This window comes from Bradyrhizobium sp. 142, assembly GCF_023074015.1.
In the GTDB taxonomy this organism is placed as follows: domain Bacteria; phylum Pseudomonadota; class Alphaproteobacteria; order Rhizobiales; family Xanthobacteraceae; genus Bradyrhizobium.
Genome location: NZ_JADPKQ010000116.1, coordinates 1 through 16,929, shown reverse-complemented (window position 1 = coordinate 16,929; position 16,929 = coordinate 1). Strand labels below are relative to the sequence as shown.

Genomic DNA, 16,929 nt, shown 5'->3' with positions numbered 1-16,929 from the left:
ACAATCCCGACGCGGAGACACCCCACCCCAGCCCTCCCCCGCAAGCGGGAGAGGGAGCCCACTGCCGATGTCGCCGCATCGTGCACCCATATGCGATTGCCCTGCCGCTTGCGGGGAGAGGTCGGAATTCAAGCGCAGCTTGAATTCCGGGTGAGGGGGACTTTCCGCGAGTCCAACTGTCATCGGGTTTGCGGATGCAGCCCCTCACCCCGACCCTCTCAGCGCGAGCGAAGCTCGTCGCGGCCCCGTAAGAACGGGGAGAGGAAGAAGAGAGTCACGCCAGCGCGCTCTTCAGGTCAAAGCTTTCATCCGCGGCCTGCTCTGGCGTAATCGAGCGGTCCATGCTCTGCAATCTGCGGCCGAACATGTGATCGCCGGCGCGGTTGACCGATTCGATTCCGAGCAGCCTGTCGCCCTTGTAGCAGAACGCGGAGAACGCCTTTTTGGCGGGATCGCCGCGCAGCGCGACGCGGTCGTAACCGGTGGTGAGCCCCGCGATCTGGAGCTTGTCGTCGCCCTGGTCGCTCCAGAACCAGGGATGGCTATCGTAAGGCTTGCGGTCGCCGGTCAGCCGTGCAGCCAGACAGCGCGCGTGATCGGTCGCGTTCTGCACCGACTCCAGCCGCAGCGATCCGCCGAAGCGCGGTCTTGCGAACAGCGCACAGTCGCCGATCGCTGAGATGTTTGGATCGGCCGTTGCAAGATACTCGTCGACGATGATGCCGGCGGCGACCGGCAGCCCCGCCTCCGCCGCGAGCTCGATATTCGGCAGCACGCCGACGCCGACGACGACCAGATCAGCCGGCAAGTGGCGGCCGTCGCTGAGGCTGACGCCGGTGACCTTTCCGCCCTCGGCCTCGATGGAAGTAGCCTGTACGCCGAGGTGAATGCGGATACCCGCCTCGCGATGCCGCGCCTGGAAATACTCCGAGACCTCCGCCGTCACCGCCCGCGCCATCACGCGCGGAGCGAGCTCGAGCACGTCGACCTCGAGGCCCTTGATCCGCGCCGTGGCCGCAAATTCGAGGCCGATGAAGCCGGCGCCGATCACCACCACCCGGGTCTTCGATGGAATGATTGATCGCAGCGCCTCGCTCTCGTCGAGGATGCGCAAGTATTTCACGTCGGGCAGATTGGCGTTGGGCAGGTCGAGCAGACGGTTGCGCGCGCCGGTGGCCAGGATCAGGTGGCCGTAGGCAAGCGTCTCGCCTGATGCGAGGTGCACCTTGCGCCCGGCGCGGTCGATCGATGCGGCGCGCCCCGCGATCAGCTCGATCCTCTGGTCCTGGTAGAATTTCTCCGGCCGGAACATCAGGCTCTCCGGCCCGGCCGAGCCCTTGATATAGGCCTTGGACAGAGGCGGCCGCTGATAGGGCAGATGCGCCTCGTCGTTGATCAGGCAGGTGCGCTCGGAAAAACCCGCCTGGCGCAGCGATGCCGCAGCCTGGTAGCCGCCATGGCCGGCGCCGACGATGATAACGGGTCCGTCCGTCATTGTAACAGCCCGAATTTCTGGACACAGGTGTACCCCACGTCGACTCCTCTCTTGTTGATTTGGCTTGCTAGCCGCGTCGATTGAGGAGCCGGCGCTCGTGTCCGACCCTAAACGATGGCAACGCCATTTGAGCCTATCGTTCCGCCCGACGCAAGACCATCGGGGGCCACCTTGCGCCGGGGATTGTCACTCCCCGCCTTCTGCGATTTAGTTGCGGCGATGACCTCCTGCCGGAGATTTTCCAATGACCGCTCCCGCCTCCCGACCCGATGATCCCGCCTTGCTGCGGATCGATGGCCCGATCGCGACCATCACGCTCAACCGCCCCGCCGCGTTCAACTCGATCAACCTTGCGATCGCGCAGACGCTCGAACGGCTCGCAGCCTATATCGAGGGCGCCGAGGAGATCAGGGTCGTGGTGATCGAAGGCGAAGGCCGCGCCTTCTCGGCCGGCGGCGATCTGCAGACCATCGGCGCTGCCGCCGAGGCCAATACGGTGACGCCGGTCGTCGGCGAACTGCTCAAGCATTATCATGCCTTCATCGAGACCATCCGGCGCATGCCGAAGATTTCGCTGTCCAGCGTGCACGGCTCGGCCGCCGGCGCCGGCATGGGGCTCGCCTTCGTCACTGACCTCTGCATTGCCGCAGACGACGCCAAATTCACGCCGGCCTATGCCAAGATCGGCGTGTCGCCGGACGGCGGCTCTACGGTCGGCATCGTCGGCACGGTCGGCGTCCGCCGCGCGCTGCAGATCTTCCTGTCGGAAGACAGTTTTACTGCGCAGCAGGCCTATGAATGGGGCCTGGTCGCCAAGATCGTTCCCGCGACTGAGCTGAAAGCGGCGACGCGGCAGCTCGCCGAGCGGCTGGCGCAGAATCCGCCGGCCGCGATCGCCGGCACGAAGTCGCTGGTCTACCAGGCTGCCACAACCTCAGTGAAGCAGCAGCTCGACGCCGAGGAGCATAAGATCATCATGGCGATGAACACGGAGGAGTTTCGCGCCGCCGTGAAGAAATTCACCAGCAAAGGGAAGTAGCTGCTCTCCTCATTTTGGACAAATGTAGCCCGTGCCCGCCGGCGACTTGAAGCAGCCGACGGATTCCGGCAGGACCTGCTGCGGCAGCCACAGCACCACGCTCGGGAAGTAGATCGCGAACGCGATGGTCGCCAGGAACACCAGGTAGATCGGTAACGCCGCACGCAGGGCCTTGGCAAAACTGACGCCGACGAATTTCGACGCCATCAGCAACACCAGCCCATAGGGCGGCGTGATCAGGCCGAAGGCGAGTGTGGCGATCAGCACCACACCCATGTGCACGGCGTTGATGTCGCCGGCTTCCGTCAGCGTGTTGACCAGCGGCATGAAGATGATGATGGTCGGCACCGGCTCGATGAAGTCACCGACCACGGTAAACAGCAGCACCATCAGCAGCATGATCAAATGCGGATCGTTGCCGGCGATCGAGGTGATCATTTCGGCGATGTAGCTTGCGCCGCGCAAGTACGCGAGCATCCAGCCGAAGGCGTTGGCGGCGCCGATCGTGATCAGCGGCAGCGAGAAGATCAGCCCGGCGAGGCAAAAGTCGTACGGGATCTTGCTGATGTGCCCACGGTTGAGCGCGGGGATGACGACGAGGATGATCCAGACGACGGCGACGACGCCGGCTTCCGTCGGCGTGAACCAGCCGGTGAGAATGCCGCCGAGCAGGATCACCGGAATCATCAGCGGCAGGGCGGCATCGCCGGCGGCGAACACGATCTGCCGCAGCGGCGCGCGCGGCTTGCGCAGGCCGGACGGGCCGAAGAAATAGCAGTAGATCATCAACCCGAAGCCGATCATCAGGCCCGGCACCACGCCCGCCATGAACAGGCCGGCGATCGAGACGTTGCCGACCGCGCCGTAGACCACGGCGGTGATGCTCGGCGGCACCAGCGCCGCAATGGTCGAGGCGGATGCGATGATGGCGGCGATGAAGGCAGGCTCGTAGCCCTCCCGCTTCATCGGGCCGCCGAGCGCGCGGCTCATGACGGCGACGTCCGCGGTGGTCGAGCCCGACATCTCCGAGAAGAACATGCTGAAGACGACCACGACCTGCGACAGCCCGCCCCTGATATGCCCGACCAGCGACACCGACAGGTTCGCGATCCGCACCACCACGTTGGCCGAGCTCATGAGCTCGCCGACCAAAAGGAAAAACGGGATCGCCAGCAGCGCCTCGGAATCGACGCCGTCAAAGATCTTCTGGATGATCGCGGCGAGCGACACATCCGACAGGATCGCGCCGATGAACACACCCGCCATCAGCGAGAACGGCACGGGGACGCCGAGATAGCCGAACGACAGGAAGCAGACCGTCATCAATGTGAGGACAATCGGTGCGCTCATGGCTGTGCCCTCATCTGCGCCTCTGTGAGGCCAGGCGCAGCATCCTCGTCCGGCGGCTCGGGATGGTCAAAGCCGTTGCGCAAGCCATTGACGAGCTGCTCGATCGTGAACAGGCCGATCAGCACACCCGACAACGGGATGATCGCATAGAGCGAGGCGATCGGCGTGCCCGAGGGTAGGCGAAAGCTGCCGAAGCCACGGAGATAGTTCTGATAGCCGTACCAGATCAGGCAGAAGGCGACGCCGAGCACGACGAGGCGGATGGTGACCTCGACGATCAGCCGCGGCGTGCCGTGAATCGCCTCGGAGATCGCCGTGAGATAGAGGTGATCGTTGCGCCGGGTCGCCGCCGCGGTACCGACGAAAATCGCGTAGATGAACAGCGTCGAGGTGACCTCCTGGAGCCAGAGCCAGGGATGACCGATGGTGCGCGTGACGATGTCGGCGGTCACCGACAGCGAGAATCCGAAGCACAGCACGCCGCAGAGGATCATCAGTGCGAGCTCGAGCCAGTCGAGCGCGCGCCATTTGAGATGGCGCTGGCGCTGCACGAGGAGTTTGTCGGAAATGGGCATTTAATCCCCGGTCTCCAGGTCTAGTGCGGAATGACATCAAGTGGGATCGGCAACTGCGGTGGGATTAACCTCTCCCGCTTGCGGGAGAGGCATAGGCCGCCTTCGGCGGCCGTTCCTCTAAGGTACGCCGAGGCGAAGCCTCGGCTATGGCGAAGCGCCGGGTGAGGGCTCCCTCCTCGTTGGGAGTCTCTCCGCGGAGGCACCCTCTCCCCGACCCTCTCCCGCAAGCGGGAGAGGGAGCGCACCACCGGCATCGCGTTAGTTAATCGACCGGATCAGGTTCTTGATCTTCTCGGCATGCGGACCGAGATCCTTGGCGAGCTTGTCGAGATAGGGATCGGCGACCGCCGTAAAGCTCTTCTTGTCGACGTTGTCGACGATCTTGACGCCCATCTTCTTCAGCTTTTCGGCTGCCGTGCGCTCGAGGTCGAACGCCTTCTGCGGCTCCTTGGTGCTGATCTCGTTGGCCGCCGCCTGCACCCAGCCCTTCTGCTCGGCTGACAGGTTCTGCCAGAGCTTGTCGGAGACGAAGACCAGCGCGTTGTTGGCCTCGTGCTCGGTGATGTTGAGGACCGGAGCGACCTCGTAGTGCTTGTTGACGAGATAGACGTTGATGCTGTTCTCGGCGACTTCGACGACGCCGGTTTGCAGCGAGGTGTAGACGCTGCCGAACGGCATATGCACGGTCTGGGCGCCATAGGCCGGGAACATGGTGTCCTCGGTTGCGGTCGCCTGCACGCGGATCTTCAGGTTCTTGATGTCGCCGACATTGTGGATTTCCTTCTTGGAGTACATGTGGCGCACACCCTGCGAGCCCGTGGCGATAACGTGCAGTCCCTGCGTGGTTTCATCGATCATGGTCTTGAGCGCTTCGAACACTTTGGGATCGGCCAGCCCCTTGACCACATGGTTCTCGTCGCGGAACAGGAAGTGCAGCGACATCACGCCGGCCTGCGGCGAGATCGTCGCGGTGTTGGCGGACGAGATGATCGCGAATTCGACGTCGCCCGCCTTCACGAGTTGCAGCACCTGCGGCTCCTGCCCGAGCTGCGCGCCGGGGTACTGGTCGATGATCATGGTGCCCTTGCTCAATTCCTTGAGCTTGTCGGCAAAGAGGTCGCCCGCGATCGAATAGCCGGTGTTGCGCGGCTGGTCATAGGCGAAGCGATAGTGCTTCACCTCCTGCGCCCCGGCTCCAGTAACGAACAGCATGGCGGCCATGGCCACCAACCCACGCATGGATCGTGCAATCATCGTTTCCCCCTGTTTTGTCGCCCGCCGCTTGAGCGGCTGAGCGTTCGTTCGGGTGGCGATCACCCTTTTTCGGTCTTTTGCTCAGTCTGCTTCCCAGTCCTCTGCATGAAGTCGAAGTCGCAGCCCTCGTCGGCCTGCATGATGGTCTCGTTGAACAGCCAGGCGTAGCCGCGGCGCGCCTCGTCCGATGTAACGGCCGGCTTCAATGCGGCACGCCGGCGCTCCAGCTCGGCCGCAGCGACCAGAAGCTCGATGCTGCGTTTGGCGACGTCGAGCCGGATCATATCGCCGTTCTTCACCAGCGCCAGCGGCCCGCCGACTGCGGATTCCGGCGTGATATGCAGCACGATGGTCCCGAACGCCGTGCCGCTCATGCGCGCATCCGAAATGCGCACCATGTCCTTGGTGCCGCCCCGCGCCAACTTCTTCGGGATCGGCAGATAGCCCGCCTCGGGCATGCCGGGCGCGCCCTTCGGGCCGGCATTGCGCAGCACCAGCACGTCGTCGGCATTCACATCAAGATCGGGATCATCGACCCGCAGGGTCATGTCCTCGACGGATTCGAACACCACCGCACGGCCGGTGTGCTGCAACAGCTTCGGACTCGCGGCCGACTGCTTGATCACCGCGCCGCGCGGCGCGAGATTGCCGTGCAGGACGGCAAGGCCGCCTTCCTTCTTGATCGGATTGTCGCGCGGGCGGATCGCGTCCTGGCCGGGCACGTCTTCCGCATTGGCAACGACATCGCGCAGCGTCTGGCCCGCGATCGTCTTTGCGTCGAGATCGACGAGGTCGCCAAGCTGCACCAGCAATTTCGGCACGCCGCCAGCGTGATGGAAATGCTCCATATAGTGCTCGCCCGACGGCTTGAGATCGACCAGCACTGGCACCTCGCGGCCGAGTTGGTCGAAGGCGCCGAGATCGAGCCGGTGCGGCGAGCGATGCGCCATCGCCGTCAGATGGATGAGGCCGTTGGTCGAGCCGCCGATGGCTTGCAACACCACCTGCGCATTTCTGAACGAGGCCGGCGTCAAGACTTCGCTCGGCTTCGGCCCCTTGGTCTTGGCCATCTCCGCGGCAACCCTGCCGCTGGCCTCGGCGAGACGGAAGCGTTCGGCATGCGGCGCGGGAATGGTCGCGCTCATCGGCAGCGACAGGCCCATCGCCTCGACCATGCAGGCCATGGTCGAGGCCGTGCCCATCACCATGCAGGTGCCTACCGATGGCGCGAGGCGACCGTTCACCGCCTCGATCTCGGCATCATCCATTTCGCCGGCGCGATACTTGCCCCACAGCCGGCGGCAGTCGGTGCAGGCGCCCAGCACCTCGCCCTTGTGGTGACCGACCACCATCGGCCCCACCGGAATGACCACGGTCGGCAAATCGGCGCTGATCGCCGCCATCACCTGCGCGGGAAGAGTCTTGTCGCAGCCGCCGATCACGATCACCGAATCCATCGGCTGGGCCCGGATCATCTCCTCGGTGTCCATCGCCATCAGATTGCGCAGGTACATCGAGGTCGGATGCGCAAAGCTCTCGGCGATCGAGACGGTCGGGAACACGAACGGCATGGCGCCCGACAGCATCACGCCGCGCTTGGCGGCCTCGATGATCTGCGGGACATTGCCGTGGCAGGGATTGTAATCACTATAGGTGTTGGTGATGCCGACGATCGGGCGCTCGAGCGCGTCGTCGGAATAGCCCATGGCCTTGATGAACGCCTTGCGCAGGAACAGCGAGAAGCCGGCATCGCCATAGCTCGTCAGACCCTTGCGCAAGCCACTGCTCATCAAGCCACTCCATTCCGCCTCGCCATTGTGGTACAGCCTGCCCCTTGATTGTCAATAACCCAAGCGACTTTTCCGCTGTTTCGGGATCACGGCACCGCAATATGCCAAGATTATTGACAATCCAAGGCTTCCCTGCTCCACAGAAGGACCGGCCAGACGCCGGGAGGCTGAGGGCATGTCCGACACGCACACCGCTGAGACAATGACGGTCCGGCGCGACGATCCGGACAACGTCGTCGCGCGGCTCGAAGAGGACATCATCTTCGGCCGCCTCGCGCCGGGCGCGCGCCTGACCGAGGACGCGCTGATGTCGGCCTATGGCACCTCGCGCCACTTCGTGCGCCAGGCGCTGGTGGACGCGGAGCGGCGCGGCATCGTCCGCCGCGAGAAGAATGTCGGCGCCACCGTGCGGTTCTATTCGTCCGAGGAAGTCCAGCAGATCTACGAGGTCCGGGAGATGCTGACCCGGCAGGCCGCGCTGATGATCCCCCTGCCCGCACCGCCGGCACTCATCGACGAACTGACCGCGTTGCAAAGCCGGTATTGCGCGAAGGCCGACGCGCAGGACCTGCGCGGCATTCACGAGACCAACGACGCCTTCCACCTCGCGCTGTTCGGGGCTTGCGGCAATCCCTATCTGGTGCGCTCACTGCAGGACTACATGAACCTGACGCTGCCGATGCGCGCGAAGAATCTCGCTGATCGCGACGGGCTCGCGCAGTCGCGGCGCCAGCATGAATTGATGATCGAGCTTCTCAAGGGCCGCGACAGCTGGGCGCTCGCCCAGCTCTGCGTCGATCACATGCAGTTCAGCAAGAAGGATTATCTGGCGCGGATTGGGGACGAGGGAGCTGGGCAGTAAGGGGCGCGCACTCGTAAATGTGGGATATCCTCCAGCCTGAATCGACGCACCGCGTCAAGACAGGCATCAAGACCTTTTGTCAAGCCATCGAAATAACGCAGAGCCAGACTACATAGGGATCGCCGTCCGGCGGCACCTCACCCTTCTGCCGAATGAAATGACATGACCGAACAGACCCTGGCTGACCCGATCGACCAACGGCAAGAGCTGTCGCGCGGCTTTTCGCGATACCAGACAATCCTCGTTGCGTTGCTGGCGCTGGTCCAGTTCACGATCATCTTCGATTTCATGATCATGTCGCCACTCGGCGCCATCATCATGCCGGCGCTCGATATCTCGGCCGCGCAATTCGGCGTGGCGGTCTCGGCCTACGCCTTCAGCGCGGGAATTTCCGGCATCCTGGCAGCCGGGTTTGCCGATCGGTTTGATCGCAAATGGCTGCTTCTGTTCTTCTATCTCGGCTTTACCCTTGGAACGGCGCTGTGCGCGATCGCTCCCAACTACCATGTGCTGCTGCTCGGGCGGATCGTCACCGGTCTGTTCGGCGGTGTGATCGGCTCGGTCGTGCTCGCCATCGTGACCGATTTGTTTGCGCTGCAATTGCGCGGCCGCGTCATGGGTTTGGTGCAAACCGCCTTCGCTGCGAGCCAGGTGCTTGGCATTCCGGCCGGTCTTTTTCTCTCCAACCACTGGAGCTGGCACGTCGCGTTCGGCGCATTGGTCGGCCTGTCGGTGATCGGGATGGCCGCCGTGCTGTTCCTGATGAAGCCGGTGAACGGCCATCTCGTGCTGAAGCAGGACAAGAACCCGTTCCAGCATCTGATCGCAACGGTGGCGCAGCCGCGGTATTGGATGGCATTTTCGGTGACGACGCTGCTGGCGACCGGCGGCTACATGCTGATGCCGTTCGGCAGCGCCTACACCGTGCACAATCTCGGCATCGACATCGTTCACCTGCCGACGATCTATCTCGTCTCCGGCCTGTTCAGCATTTTCATCGGGCCGCTGGTGGGACGCGCCAGCGATGCTTTCGGCAAATACCCCACCTTTGTCTTCGGAAGCGCCATGTCCATCGTCATGGTGCTGATCTACACGCATCTCGGCGAGGTGAGCCTGACGGTCGCGATCCTGGTCAACGTCCTGATGTTCGTCGGCATCTTTTCACGCATGATCCCGTCGCAGGCGTTGATCTCCGCAATCCCGGATCCGGCACAACGCGGCTCCTTCAGCGCGATCGGCGCCTCGCTGCAACAACTCTCCGGCGGGCTCGGCTCCGTGCTCGCCGCCGCTCTGATCGCACAGGATGCCGACGGCACGCTCCGGCATTTCGACCGGCTGGGATACGTTGTCGTTACGACGGCGGTGGTATCGCTGATCCTCATGTACCTGGTGCAGATGCCCATCGCGGCCCAAGCCGGCAAACGGGTGGTTTGAGGCGACCTTCCGTTTGCCTCTCCCCGCTTGCGGGGAGAGGGAGCGCACCTGAGCTGCGGCAACAGCTTGAGCTACACCGTCATGCGCTAGCGCTTATTCCAGTCGATGATGCCGCTCGCGTCGCCGTCGAACTCATTGCTGCAGAATGCGCCGCCCTGGTAGTGATCGCCGATCGGATCGGGCTTCAGCTTGGCCTGTTCCGCCATCGCATGCGCCACATGATCCTCGGAGCGGCCGATCGGGCGATAGCCGAACTCGTAGGCGCGGTGGTTGTCCCACCAGGCGCGCTCGTTCAACGATACGCCATAGAAGATCTCGAAATGAATGTCGGGATGCTCGAGCCCGATCTTACAGAGCTGCACCAGATCTTCCGGCTTCAGCCACATCGAGATCCGGCGATGATCGAGCGGCCTCTCGTCGCAATTGCCGATCCGGATGCAGGTGACCTTTAGACCGTGCTTGTCGGCATAGAGCGAGCCGACCGCTTCGCCAAACACCTTGCTGACACCGTAGCGCCCATCGGGACGCACGGTGACGTCGGTGTCGATCCTGCGGTGGCGCGGATAGAACCCGACCGTATGGTTGGACGAGGCGAACACCACGCGCTTGACGCCCTTCCTGTACGCCGCCTCGAACAGATTATAGCCGCCGATGATATTGGCCTGGAGGATGTCGTTCCAGGGACCCTCGACCGAATAGCCGCCGAGATGGATGATGCCGTCGACGCCCTCGCAGATCGCCTCGACCTGCGCCATGTCGGACAGGTCCGCCGCCCTAAACTTTTCGTTCGAACCGAGATCGGCGGGCGGGCGGATGTCGCTGAGCAACAGGTCCGGATAGATCGGTGGCAGCAGTTTTCGCAAGCGCGTTCCGATTCCGCCCGAAGCTCCCGTCAACAAGATGCGCGGCATGTCTTTCCTCGTATTTAGCGACCGATTTGCGGCCGTAGATAACTGATGATAGCAGACTTGGACAGAGGGAACGCAATAACGAGACTGCACATGAACGATGCATCGTCCCAATTCCAGGAAACGCCGCAAGGCTGGCGGCCGGCGACCTATTACCCCGATCCAGCCATTCGAGCACTCGACCCGCGCTTCGAAAAATACTGGCTCAAGCTGTCGGCCGTGGAGCGGCTGACCACCGGCCTGCGCTGGGCCGAGGGTCCGGTATGGTTCGGCGACGGGCGCTATCTGCTCTGCAGCGATATTCCGAACCAGCGCATCATCAAATGGGAGGAGGAGACCGGCGCGGTCTCGGTGTTCCGCAAGCCCTCGAATTTCGCCAACGGCAACACGCGCGACCGCCAGGGTCGGCTTGTCACCTGCGAGCACGGCGGCCGTCGCGTCACCCGCACCGAGTATGACGGCTCGATCACGGTGCTGATGGATTCCTTTGGCGGCAAGCGGCTGAACTCGCCGAACGACGTCGTGGTGAAGTCCGACGGTTCGATCTGGCTCACCGATCCGACCTTCGGCCTGCTCGGCAATTACGAGGGCTACAAGGCCGAATCCGAGATCGAGCCGAACGTCTACCGGTTCGATCCAGTGACCGGCAAGGCGACCATCGTCGCCGAGGGGGTGCTCGGGCCGAACGGGCTGTGCTTCTCGCCGGATGAGACCATCCTCTACGTCGTGGAGTCTCGCGGCGTGCCTAACCGAAAAATCCTCGCCTATGACGTCTCGGCGGACGGCACCACGATTTCCAACAAGCGCGTCTTCATCGATGCAGGTCCAGGCACGCCGGACGGCATGCGCTGCGACATCGACGGCAATCTCTGGTGCGGATGGGGCATGGGCGATCCCGAGCTCGACGGCGTCATGGTGTTCGCGCCCGACGGCGTCATGATCGGCCGCATCGCGCTGCCCGAGCGCTGCGCCAACCTCTGCTTCGGCGGCGTCCAGCGCAACCGCCTGTTCATGGCGGCGAGCCAGTCGATCTACGCGCTGTATGTCAACACGCAGGGCACGGTGGGGGGATAGGCCCCGCCGTCATTGCGAGGAGCTCTTGCGACGAAGCAATCCAGACTGTCTCCGCAGACAGATTCTGGATTGCTTCGCTTCGCTCGCAATGACGAGAGGTGACGCCTACGCCGCGTTGAAGCCGGCGACGGCCTTCACCTCGAGGAAGTCCTCGAGGCCGTACTTGCCCCACTCGCGGCCGTTGCCCGACTGCTTGTAGCCGCCGAACGGCGCGGAGCGGTCATTGGGCACGCCCTGGAGGTTGACGTTGCCGGCGCGGATCTGGCGCGCGACGCGCTTGGCGCTCTCGACCGTGTCGGCCGAGACGTAGCCGGCAAGGCCATACGGCGTGTCGTTGGCGATCTGCACCGCATCGGCTTCGTCCTTGGCGCCGATGATCGTCAGCACCGGTCCGAAGATTTCTTCACGAGCGATCGTCATGTCAGGTGTGACGTCGGCGAAGATGGTCGGGCGGACGTAGAAGCCCTTGTTGACGCCCTCGGGCAGGCCCGGGCCGCCGGCGACGAGCGTTGCGCCCTCGTCGATGCCCTTCTTGATCAGCCCCTGGATCTTATCCCACTGGCCGCGGTTGACCACGGGGCCGATGGTGGTGCCTTCGGCGCGGGGATCGCCGGCCTTGGTCTTGTCGGCAACCGCCTTCGCGATCGCGGCGACTTCCTTCATCTTCGACAGCGGCACGATCATGCGCGAGGGCGCATTGCAGGACTGGCCGGAGTTGTTGAACATGTGCATCACACCGCCGGTCACCGCCTTTTGCAGGTCGGCGCCTTCGAGGATGACGTTCGGCGACTTGCCGCCGAGCTCCTGGCTGACGCGCTTCACGGTCGGAGCTGCGCGCTTGGCAACGTCGATGCCGGCACGGGTCGAGCCGGTGAACGAGATCATGTCGATGTCGGGGTGCTCGCTCATGGCAGCGCCGACCTCGGGGCCGAGACCGTTGACGAGATTGAACACGCCCTTCGGCACGCCGGCTTCATGAAGGATTTCCGCGAATATCAGCGCCGAGGTCGGCGTGAATTCCGACGGCTTCAGAATCATGGTGCAGCCGGCGGCGAGCGCGGGCGCGACCTTGCAGGCGATCTGGTTGAGCGGCCAGTTCCAGGGCGTGATCATGCCGACGACGCCGATCGGCTCGCGCAGCACCATCGCGGTGCCGGCCGGTTCCTCGAAATGATAGTTCTTGAGCACGTCGAGCGTGGTCATGAGATGGCCGAGGCCGGCGCCGGCCTGGAGCTTCTCTGCCATCGGCAGCGGCGCGCCCATCTCGTCGGAGACGGCGGCGCCGATCTCCTTGAGGCGGCCCTTGTAGACCTCGATGACTTTCGAGAGCAGCGCGACGCGATCTTCGCGGCTGGTCTGGGAGAAGGTTGCGAAGGCGCGCTTGGCGGCGGCGACAGCCTTGTCGACGTCGGCCTTGGAGCCCAGCGCAACCTCGTACATCGCCTCTTCCGTCGCCGGATTGACCACGGCGGTGGATTTCTTGACGGCGGGATCGACCCAGGCGCCGTCGATGTAGAATTGCATGCGATTGACCATCGTTAACCTCTTCTTGGGGGCTTGGGGGCGTTTCGGCAGGCATCCTTGCACGAAAGCGCCTGCAATTGAACCCGCCATATGCGGGGCCAGCGTTGCGGCGGACGGAGGTTATATGAGCCGATGGCGGAGGGGTGGCAAGGTGGCTCCGCCGTCATTCCGGGGCGCGACAAAGTCGCGAGCCAGGAATCCATTTCACCACCTGTACTGAGGCCCAATGGATTCTCAGATGCGCAATTGCGCATCATAGCTCGGCGCTGCGCGTCGCCCCGGAATGACAGGGCAGTTACCTTGACTACACCGCCATCTTGCGATGAAGCACCGGCGCGCCGGTGGTGAGGCTTTCGGCCGCATCGATGATGGCGTTGGCGTCGATACCGTAATGGCGGTAGAGGTCGGCGATGCTGCCGGTCTGGCCGAACTGCTCAACGCCGAGCGCCTCGACGCGGTGGCCGCGGACGCTGCCGAGCCAGCCGAGCGCTGCCGGATGGCCGTCGATCACGGTGACGATGCCGCAGTCGCGCGGCAACGGCGCGAGAAGCTTCTCGATATGGCTGAGATGCTGCACGCCGCGGCGATCGCGCCGCAATTTTCGCGCCGCAGTCCACCCCGAATGCAGGCGGTCCGCCGAGGTGATCGCGAGCAGGCCGATGTCGCGGCGGCTCTCGCCGATGAAGCCGGTCGCCTCGATCGCTTCGGGCGCAACTGCCCCGGTATAGGCGATCACGAGCTCGGCATTGGGCCCGGGCTTGCGCAGCCAGTAGGCGCCGTCGGTGATGCCCTGCTCCAGTTCGGCCGTCATGATGCGCTGCGCCTGCTCGATGCTGCGCGTCGAGAGCCGCAAATAGACGGAACCGGCCTCGCCCGGATCGCGCTGCATGTAATTGAACCCCCAACCCATGATCACGGCGAGCTCGTCGACGAAGGCAGGCTCGAACGAGGCGAGCCCGTCCTGCGCCATGCCGATCAGCGGCGTCGCGATCGATTGGTGCGCACCGCCTTCGGGCGCCAGCGTGATGCCCGACGGCGTCGCCGCCACCATGAAGCGCGCGTCCTGGTAGCAGGCATAGTTCAGCGCATCGAGCCCGCGCTCGATGAAGGGATCGTAGAGCGTGCCGACCGGCAGCAGCCGCTCGCCATTGATCTGGTGCGACAGGCCAAGCGCGGAGAGCATGATGAACAGGTTCATCTCGGCGATCCCGAGCTCGAGATGCTGTCCTTTCGGCGAGGCATCCCAATTGAACGTCGAGGGAATTTTCTCACTGCGGAATAAATCCGCTTTCTCGGCGCTTGCGAACAGGCCGCGCCGGTTCACCCAGGGCCCGAGATTGGTCGAGACGGTAACGTCCGGTGATGTCGTGACGATACGCCTGGCCAGCTCGCTGTCGCTGCGTGCGATCTCGTTGAGCACGAGGCCAAAGCCCTGCTGGGTCGACATCTGCGGCGACGGCTTGAACGCGAGCTGCGACGGCACCTCGACCACGGGCGCGGTGAGCCGGCGGCCGTCCTGGTTGAACGGCACGCGCGCGAGGAACGCGTCGAGCTCGGCGGCATCCTGGGCGAGACCCTCGTACCTGTCCCATTCGTGGCCCGGACGGATGTTCTGGCTGGCGCGATATTTCTCCATCTGCGCAACGGTCATCAGGCCGGCGTGATTGTCCTTGTGGCCCTGGAACGGCAGGCCGACGCCCTTGATGGTATAGGCGATGAAGCAGACCGGGCGATCGTGGTCGATCTGTTCGAACGCCTCGAGCATGCTCGCCATGTCATGGCCGCCGAGGTTCGACATCAGCGCCAGCAGTTCGTCGTCGCTGCGGCAGTCGATCAGTTTTGTGATCGGACCCTGGTCGCCGATCTCGTCGTGCAGGTGCTTGCGAAAGGCCGCACCGCCCTGGAAGCACAGCGCCGCATAGAGCGCGTTCGGGCAATTGTCGATCCAGCGCTTCAATGCTTCGCCGCCGGGCTCGGCAAAGGCCTCGCGCATCAGCCGGCCGTACTTCACGATGACGACGTCCCAGCCGAAATTGCGGAACATGGTCTCGAACTTTTCCCAGAGCCCTTCGCGCACGACGGCATCGAGCGACTGGCGGTTATAGTCCACGACCCACCAGGTGTTGCGCAGCCCGTGCTTCCAGCCCTCGGCGAGCGCCTCGAAGATGTTGCCTTCGTCCATCTCGGCATCGCCGACCAGCGCAATCATCCGCCCTTCGCGGCGATCCTTCATCCAGCCATGCGCTTTGACGTAGTCCTGCACCAGCGAGGCGAACAGCGTCTGCGCAACGCCGAGACCGACCGAGCCGGTCGAGAAATCGACGTCGTCGACATCCTTGGTGCGCGAGGGATAGGACTGCGCGCCCTTGAAGCCGCGAAAGTTCTCCAGCTTCTCACGGCTCTGCCGGCCGAACAGATACTGGATGGCGTGGAACACCGGGCTGGCATGCGGCTTCACCGCGACGCGATCCTCGGGCCGCAACACATGAAAATACAGCGCCGACATGATGGTGGCGAGCGAAGCGGACGAAGCCTGGTGGCCGCCGACCTTCAACCCATCCGCGTTGGTGCGGATATGGTTGGCGTGATGGATGGTCCAGGACGACAGCCACAGCGCCTTGCGGCCAAGGGCGGACAGGATTTCGAGACGAGCGGAATCAACGGGCATGGCGATGCTCCGGCAAATAAGGCCCCGATCATACGCCTGCCGGCTGCGCCAGATTTCTCAATTTTTCGCGCCATACCCACCTTTATTGGGATATTTTTCCAATCTATACCCGCGGAACACAGGTTTCATCCCAATGCCCGAGCTCGACGCCATCGACCGCAAGATCCTCGCTTTGCTCCAGAACGACAGCCGGCTGACCATGCAGGAGCTCGCCGACAAGGTCGGGCTCTCGGTCTCGCCCTGCCATCGCCGCGTCAAGCTGCTGGAGGAGCGCGGCGTTATCTCGCGCTATATCGCGACCGTCGACCAGAAGGCGCTCGGGCTGCATGTCAGCGTCTTCATCTCGATCAAGCTGGCCCGGCAGAAAGAGGAGGACCTCAACCGCTTTGCGCGCGCAATCTCGAAATGGGACGAGGTGCTGGAATGCTATCTGATGACTGGCAACCGCGACTACCTGCTCCGCGTCGTCGCCGCCGACCTCGCCTCCTACGAAACCTTCCTCAAGACCAAGCTGACCCGGCTCGACGGCATCGCCTCGATCGAGTCGAGCTTTGCACTGAGCCAGGTGAAGTATTCGATCGCACTGCCGGTGTAGGGCCTCCGACTCCCCGTCATTGCGAGCGCAGCGGTCGCGGTAGGGACGCTCATTGCTGAGCGCCCCCCCGCACAGATCCGTACGTGCGGCTTTCCCGCATACGGCTCCCACCTCGGGTGAGTGACGGCGAAGCGTGCTCGCGGCCAAGGATGACGGATGTTGGGCCTGGGGAGGCAGTCACAGGCGAGGCGACTGATCGTCTCCCACCTCATGCCATCGGTCTGGCTGCGGCGCCGGAGCGTGCGTCTCCAGAGTTCGATGACGAAGAAGCGGAAGGCGCTGAGCGCCCGACTGTTGGTCGGCACCGCATGGTCGTTGAAGTAGCCGGTGACGACCTGCCGCAGCCATTTACCCTGTTCGA

At 63.8% G+C, this 16,929-nt stretch carries 13 protein-coding genes; 5 read left to right on the top strand and 8 right to left on the bottom strand.

What is annotated here, in order from left to right; translation table 11 throughout:
* Positions 1-274 precede the first annotated feature (274 nt).
* Complete coding sequence (locus IVA82_RS11865; RefSeq protein ID WP_247493307.1) at positions 275-1,495, bottom strand: FAD-dependent oxidoreductase; 1,221 nt, start codon at positions 1,493-1,495, stop codon at positions 275-277.
* A 244-nt stretch (positions 1,496-1,739) separates the two neighbouring features.
* Here IVA82_RS11865 and IVA82_RS11860 point away from each other — a divergent pair, with 244 nt between their 5' ends.
* On the top strand, positions 1,740-2,534 hold the full coding sequence (locus tag IVA82_RS11860) for an enoyl-CoA hydratase/isomerase family protein (protein WP_247390396.1): 795 nt from the start codon (positions 1,740-1,742) through the stop codon (positions 2,532-2,534).
* A 9-nt stretch (positions 2,535-2,543) separates the two neighbouring features.
* Here the strand turns inward: IVA82_RS11860 and IVA82_RS11855 are convergent, their stop codons facing one another.
* From IVA82_RS11855 to IVA82_RS11840, 4 genes are all read right to left on the bottom strand, one after another.
* Positions 2,544-3,884 carry a TRAP transporter large permease gene (locus IVA82_RS11855; RefSeq protein ID WP_247390393.1) on the bottom strand — a complete coding sequence of 447 codons (1,341 nt, stop codon included), beginning with the start codon at positions 3,882-3,884 and terminating at the stop codon, positions 2,544-2,546.
* The gene (locus tag IVA82_RS11850) at positions 3,881-4,459 is read right to left on the bottom strand and encodes a TRAP transporter small permease (protein WP_247390391.1); all 579 of its coding nucleotides are present in this window, start codon (positions 4,457-4,459) and stop codon (positions 3,881-3,883) included. The genes IVA82_RS11855 and IVA82_RS11850 overlap by 4 nt, the downstream gene beginning before the upstream one ends.
* Positions 4,460-4,717: 258 nt before the next feature.
* Positions 4,718-5,713, bottom strand: coding sequence for a TRAP transporter substrate-binding protein (locus IVA82_RS11845; RefSeq protein WP_247390389.1), 996 nt, complete (start codon positions 5,711-5,713; stop codon positions 4,718-4,720).
* Positions 5,714-5,772: 59 nt separating this feature from the next.
* Positions 5,773-7,503 (bottom strand): IlvD/Edd family dehydratase, encoded by a 1,731-nt coding sequence (locus tag IVA82_RS11840; RefSeq protein WP_247390388.1) that lies wholly within the window; start codon positions 7,501-7,503, stop codon positions 5,773-5,775.
* Positions 7,504-7,678: 175 nt separating this feature from the next.
* Between IVA82_RS11840 and IVA82_RS11835 the strand changes: the two genes are divergently transcribed.
* A complete protein-coding gene (locus IVA82_RS11835) occupies positions 7,679-8,365 on the top strand; it encodes a GntR family transcriptional regulator (RefSeq protein WP_247390387.1) in 687 nt (228 codons plus the stop codon).
* 162 nt (positions 8,366-8,527) lie between these two features.
* Entirely contained in the window at positions 8,528-9,799 is a 1,272-nt protein-coding gene (locus IVA82_RS11830) for an MFS transporter (protein ID WP_247390386.1), read from the top strand.
* Positions 9,800-9,885: 86 nt separating this feature from the next.
* Here the strand turns inward: IVA82_RS11830 and IVA82_RS11825 are convergent, their stop codons facing one another.
* The gene (locus tag IVA82_RS11825; RefSeq protein WP_247390385.1) at positions 9,886-10,710 is read right to left on the bottom strand and encodes an NAD(P)-dependent oxidoreductase; all 825 of its coding nucleotides are present in this window, start codon (positions 10,708-10,710) and stop codon (positions 9,886-9,888) included.
* Positions 10,711-10,800: 90 nt separating this feature from the next.
* On the opposite strand from IVA82_RS11825, the gene IVA82_RS11820 reads away from it, so the two are divergent.
* Positions 10,801-11,781, top strand: coding sequence for an SMP-30/gluconolactonase/LRE family protein (locus IVA82_RS11820; protein WP_247390384.1), 981 nt, complete (start codon positions 10,801-10,803; stop codon positions 11,779-11,781).
* A gap of 105 nt (positions 11,782-11,886) precedes the next feature.
* Here IVA82_RS11820 and IVA82_RS11815 read toward each other — a convergent pair whose 3' ends face one another.
* On the bottom strand, positions 11,887-13,317 hold the full coding sequence (locus IVA82_RS11815; protein WP_247390383.1) for an aldehyde dehydrogenase family protein: 1,431 nt from the start codon (positions 13,315-13,317) through the stop codon (positions 11,887-11,889).
* A gap of 292 nt (positions 13,318-13,609) precedes the next feature.
* The gene (locus IVA82_RS11810; RefSeq protein WP_247390382.1) at positions 13,610-15,973 is read right to left on the bottom strand and encodes a transketolase; all 2,364 of its coding nucleotides are present in this window, start codon (positions 15,971-15,973) and stop codon (positions 13,610-13,612) included.
* A gap of 133 nt (positions 15,974-16,106) precedes the next feature.
* Between IVA82_RS11810 and IVA82_RS11805 the strand changes: the two genes are divergently transcribed.
* On the top strand, positions 16,107-16,568 hold the full coding sequence (locus tag IVA82_RS11805) for an Lrp/AsnC family transcriptional regulator (protein WP_148737445.1): 462 nt from the start codon (positions 16,107-16,109) through the stop codon (positions 16,566-16,568).
* Positions 16,569-16,929 lie beyond the last annotated feature (361 nt).

Bases quoted from the DNA above. Each gene is read 5' to 3' on its own strand.
- IVA82_RS11845 (WP_247390389.1), bottom strand. From the start codon at position 5,713: ATGATTGCACGATCCATGCGTGGGTTGGTGGCCATGGCCGCCATGCTG.
- IVA82_RS11865 (WP_247493307.1), bottom strand. From the start codon at position 1,495: ATGACGGACGGACCCGTTATCATCGTCGGCGCCGGCCATGGCGGCTAC.
- IVA82_RS11860 (WP_247390396.1), top strand. From the start codon at position 1,740: ATGACCGCTCCCGCCTCCCGACCCGATGATCCCGCCTTGCTGCGGATC.
- IVA82_RS11825 (WP_247390385.1), bottom strand. From the start codon at position 10,710: ATGCCGCGCATCTTGTTGACGGGAGCTTCGGGCGGAATCGGAACGCGC.
- IVA82_RS11855 (WP_247390393.1), bottom strand. From the start codon at position 3,884: ATGAGCGCACCGATTGTCCTCACATTGATGACGGTCTGCTTCCTGTCG.
- IVA82_RS11820 (WP_247390384.1), top strand. From the start codon at position 10,801: ATGAACGATGCATCGTCCCAATTCCAGGAAACGCCGCAAGGCTGGCGG.
- IVA82_RS11805 (WP_148737445.1), top strand. From the start codon at position 16,107: ATGCCCGAGCTCGACGCCATCGACCGCAAGATCCTCGCTTTGCTCCAG.
- IVA82_RS11835 (WP_247390387.1), top strand. From the start codon at position 7,679: ATGTCCGACACGCACACCGCTGAGACAATGACGGTCCGGCGCGACGAT.
- IVA82_RS11830 (WP_247390386.1), top strand. From the start codon at position 8,528: ATGACCGAACAGACCCTGGCTGACCCGATCGACCAACGGCAAGAGCTG.
- IVA82_RS11810 (WP_247390382.1), bottom strand. From the start codon at position 15,973: ATGCCCGTTGATTCCGCTCGTCTCGAAATCCTGTCCGCCCTTGGCCGC.
- IVA82_RS11815 (WP_247390383.1), bottom strand. From the start codon at position 13,317: ATGGTCAATCGCATGCAATTCTACATCGACGGCGCCTGGGTCGATCCC.
- IVA82_RS11840 (WP_247390388.1), bottom strand. From the start codon at position 7,503: ATGAGCAGTGGCTTGCGCAAGGGTCTGACGAGCTATGGCGATGCCGGC.
- IVA82_RS11850 (WP_247390391.1), bottom strand. From the start codon at position 4,459: ATGCCCATTTCCGACAAACTCCTCGTGCAGCGCCAGCGCCATCTCAAA.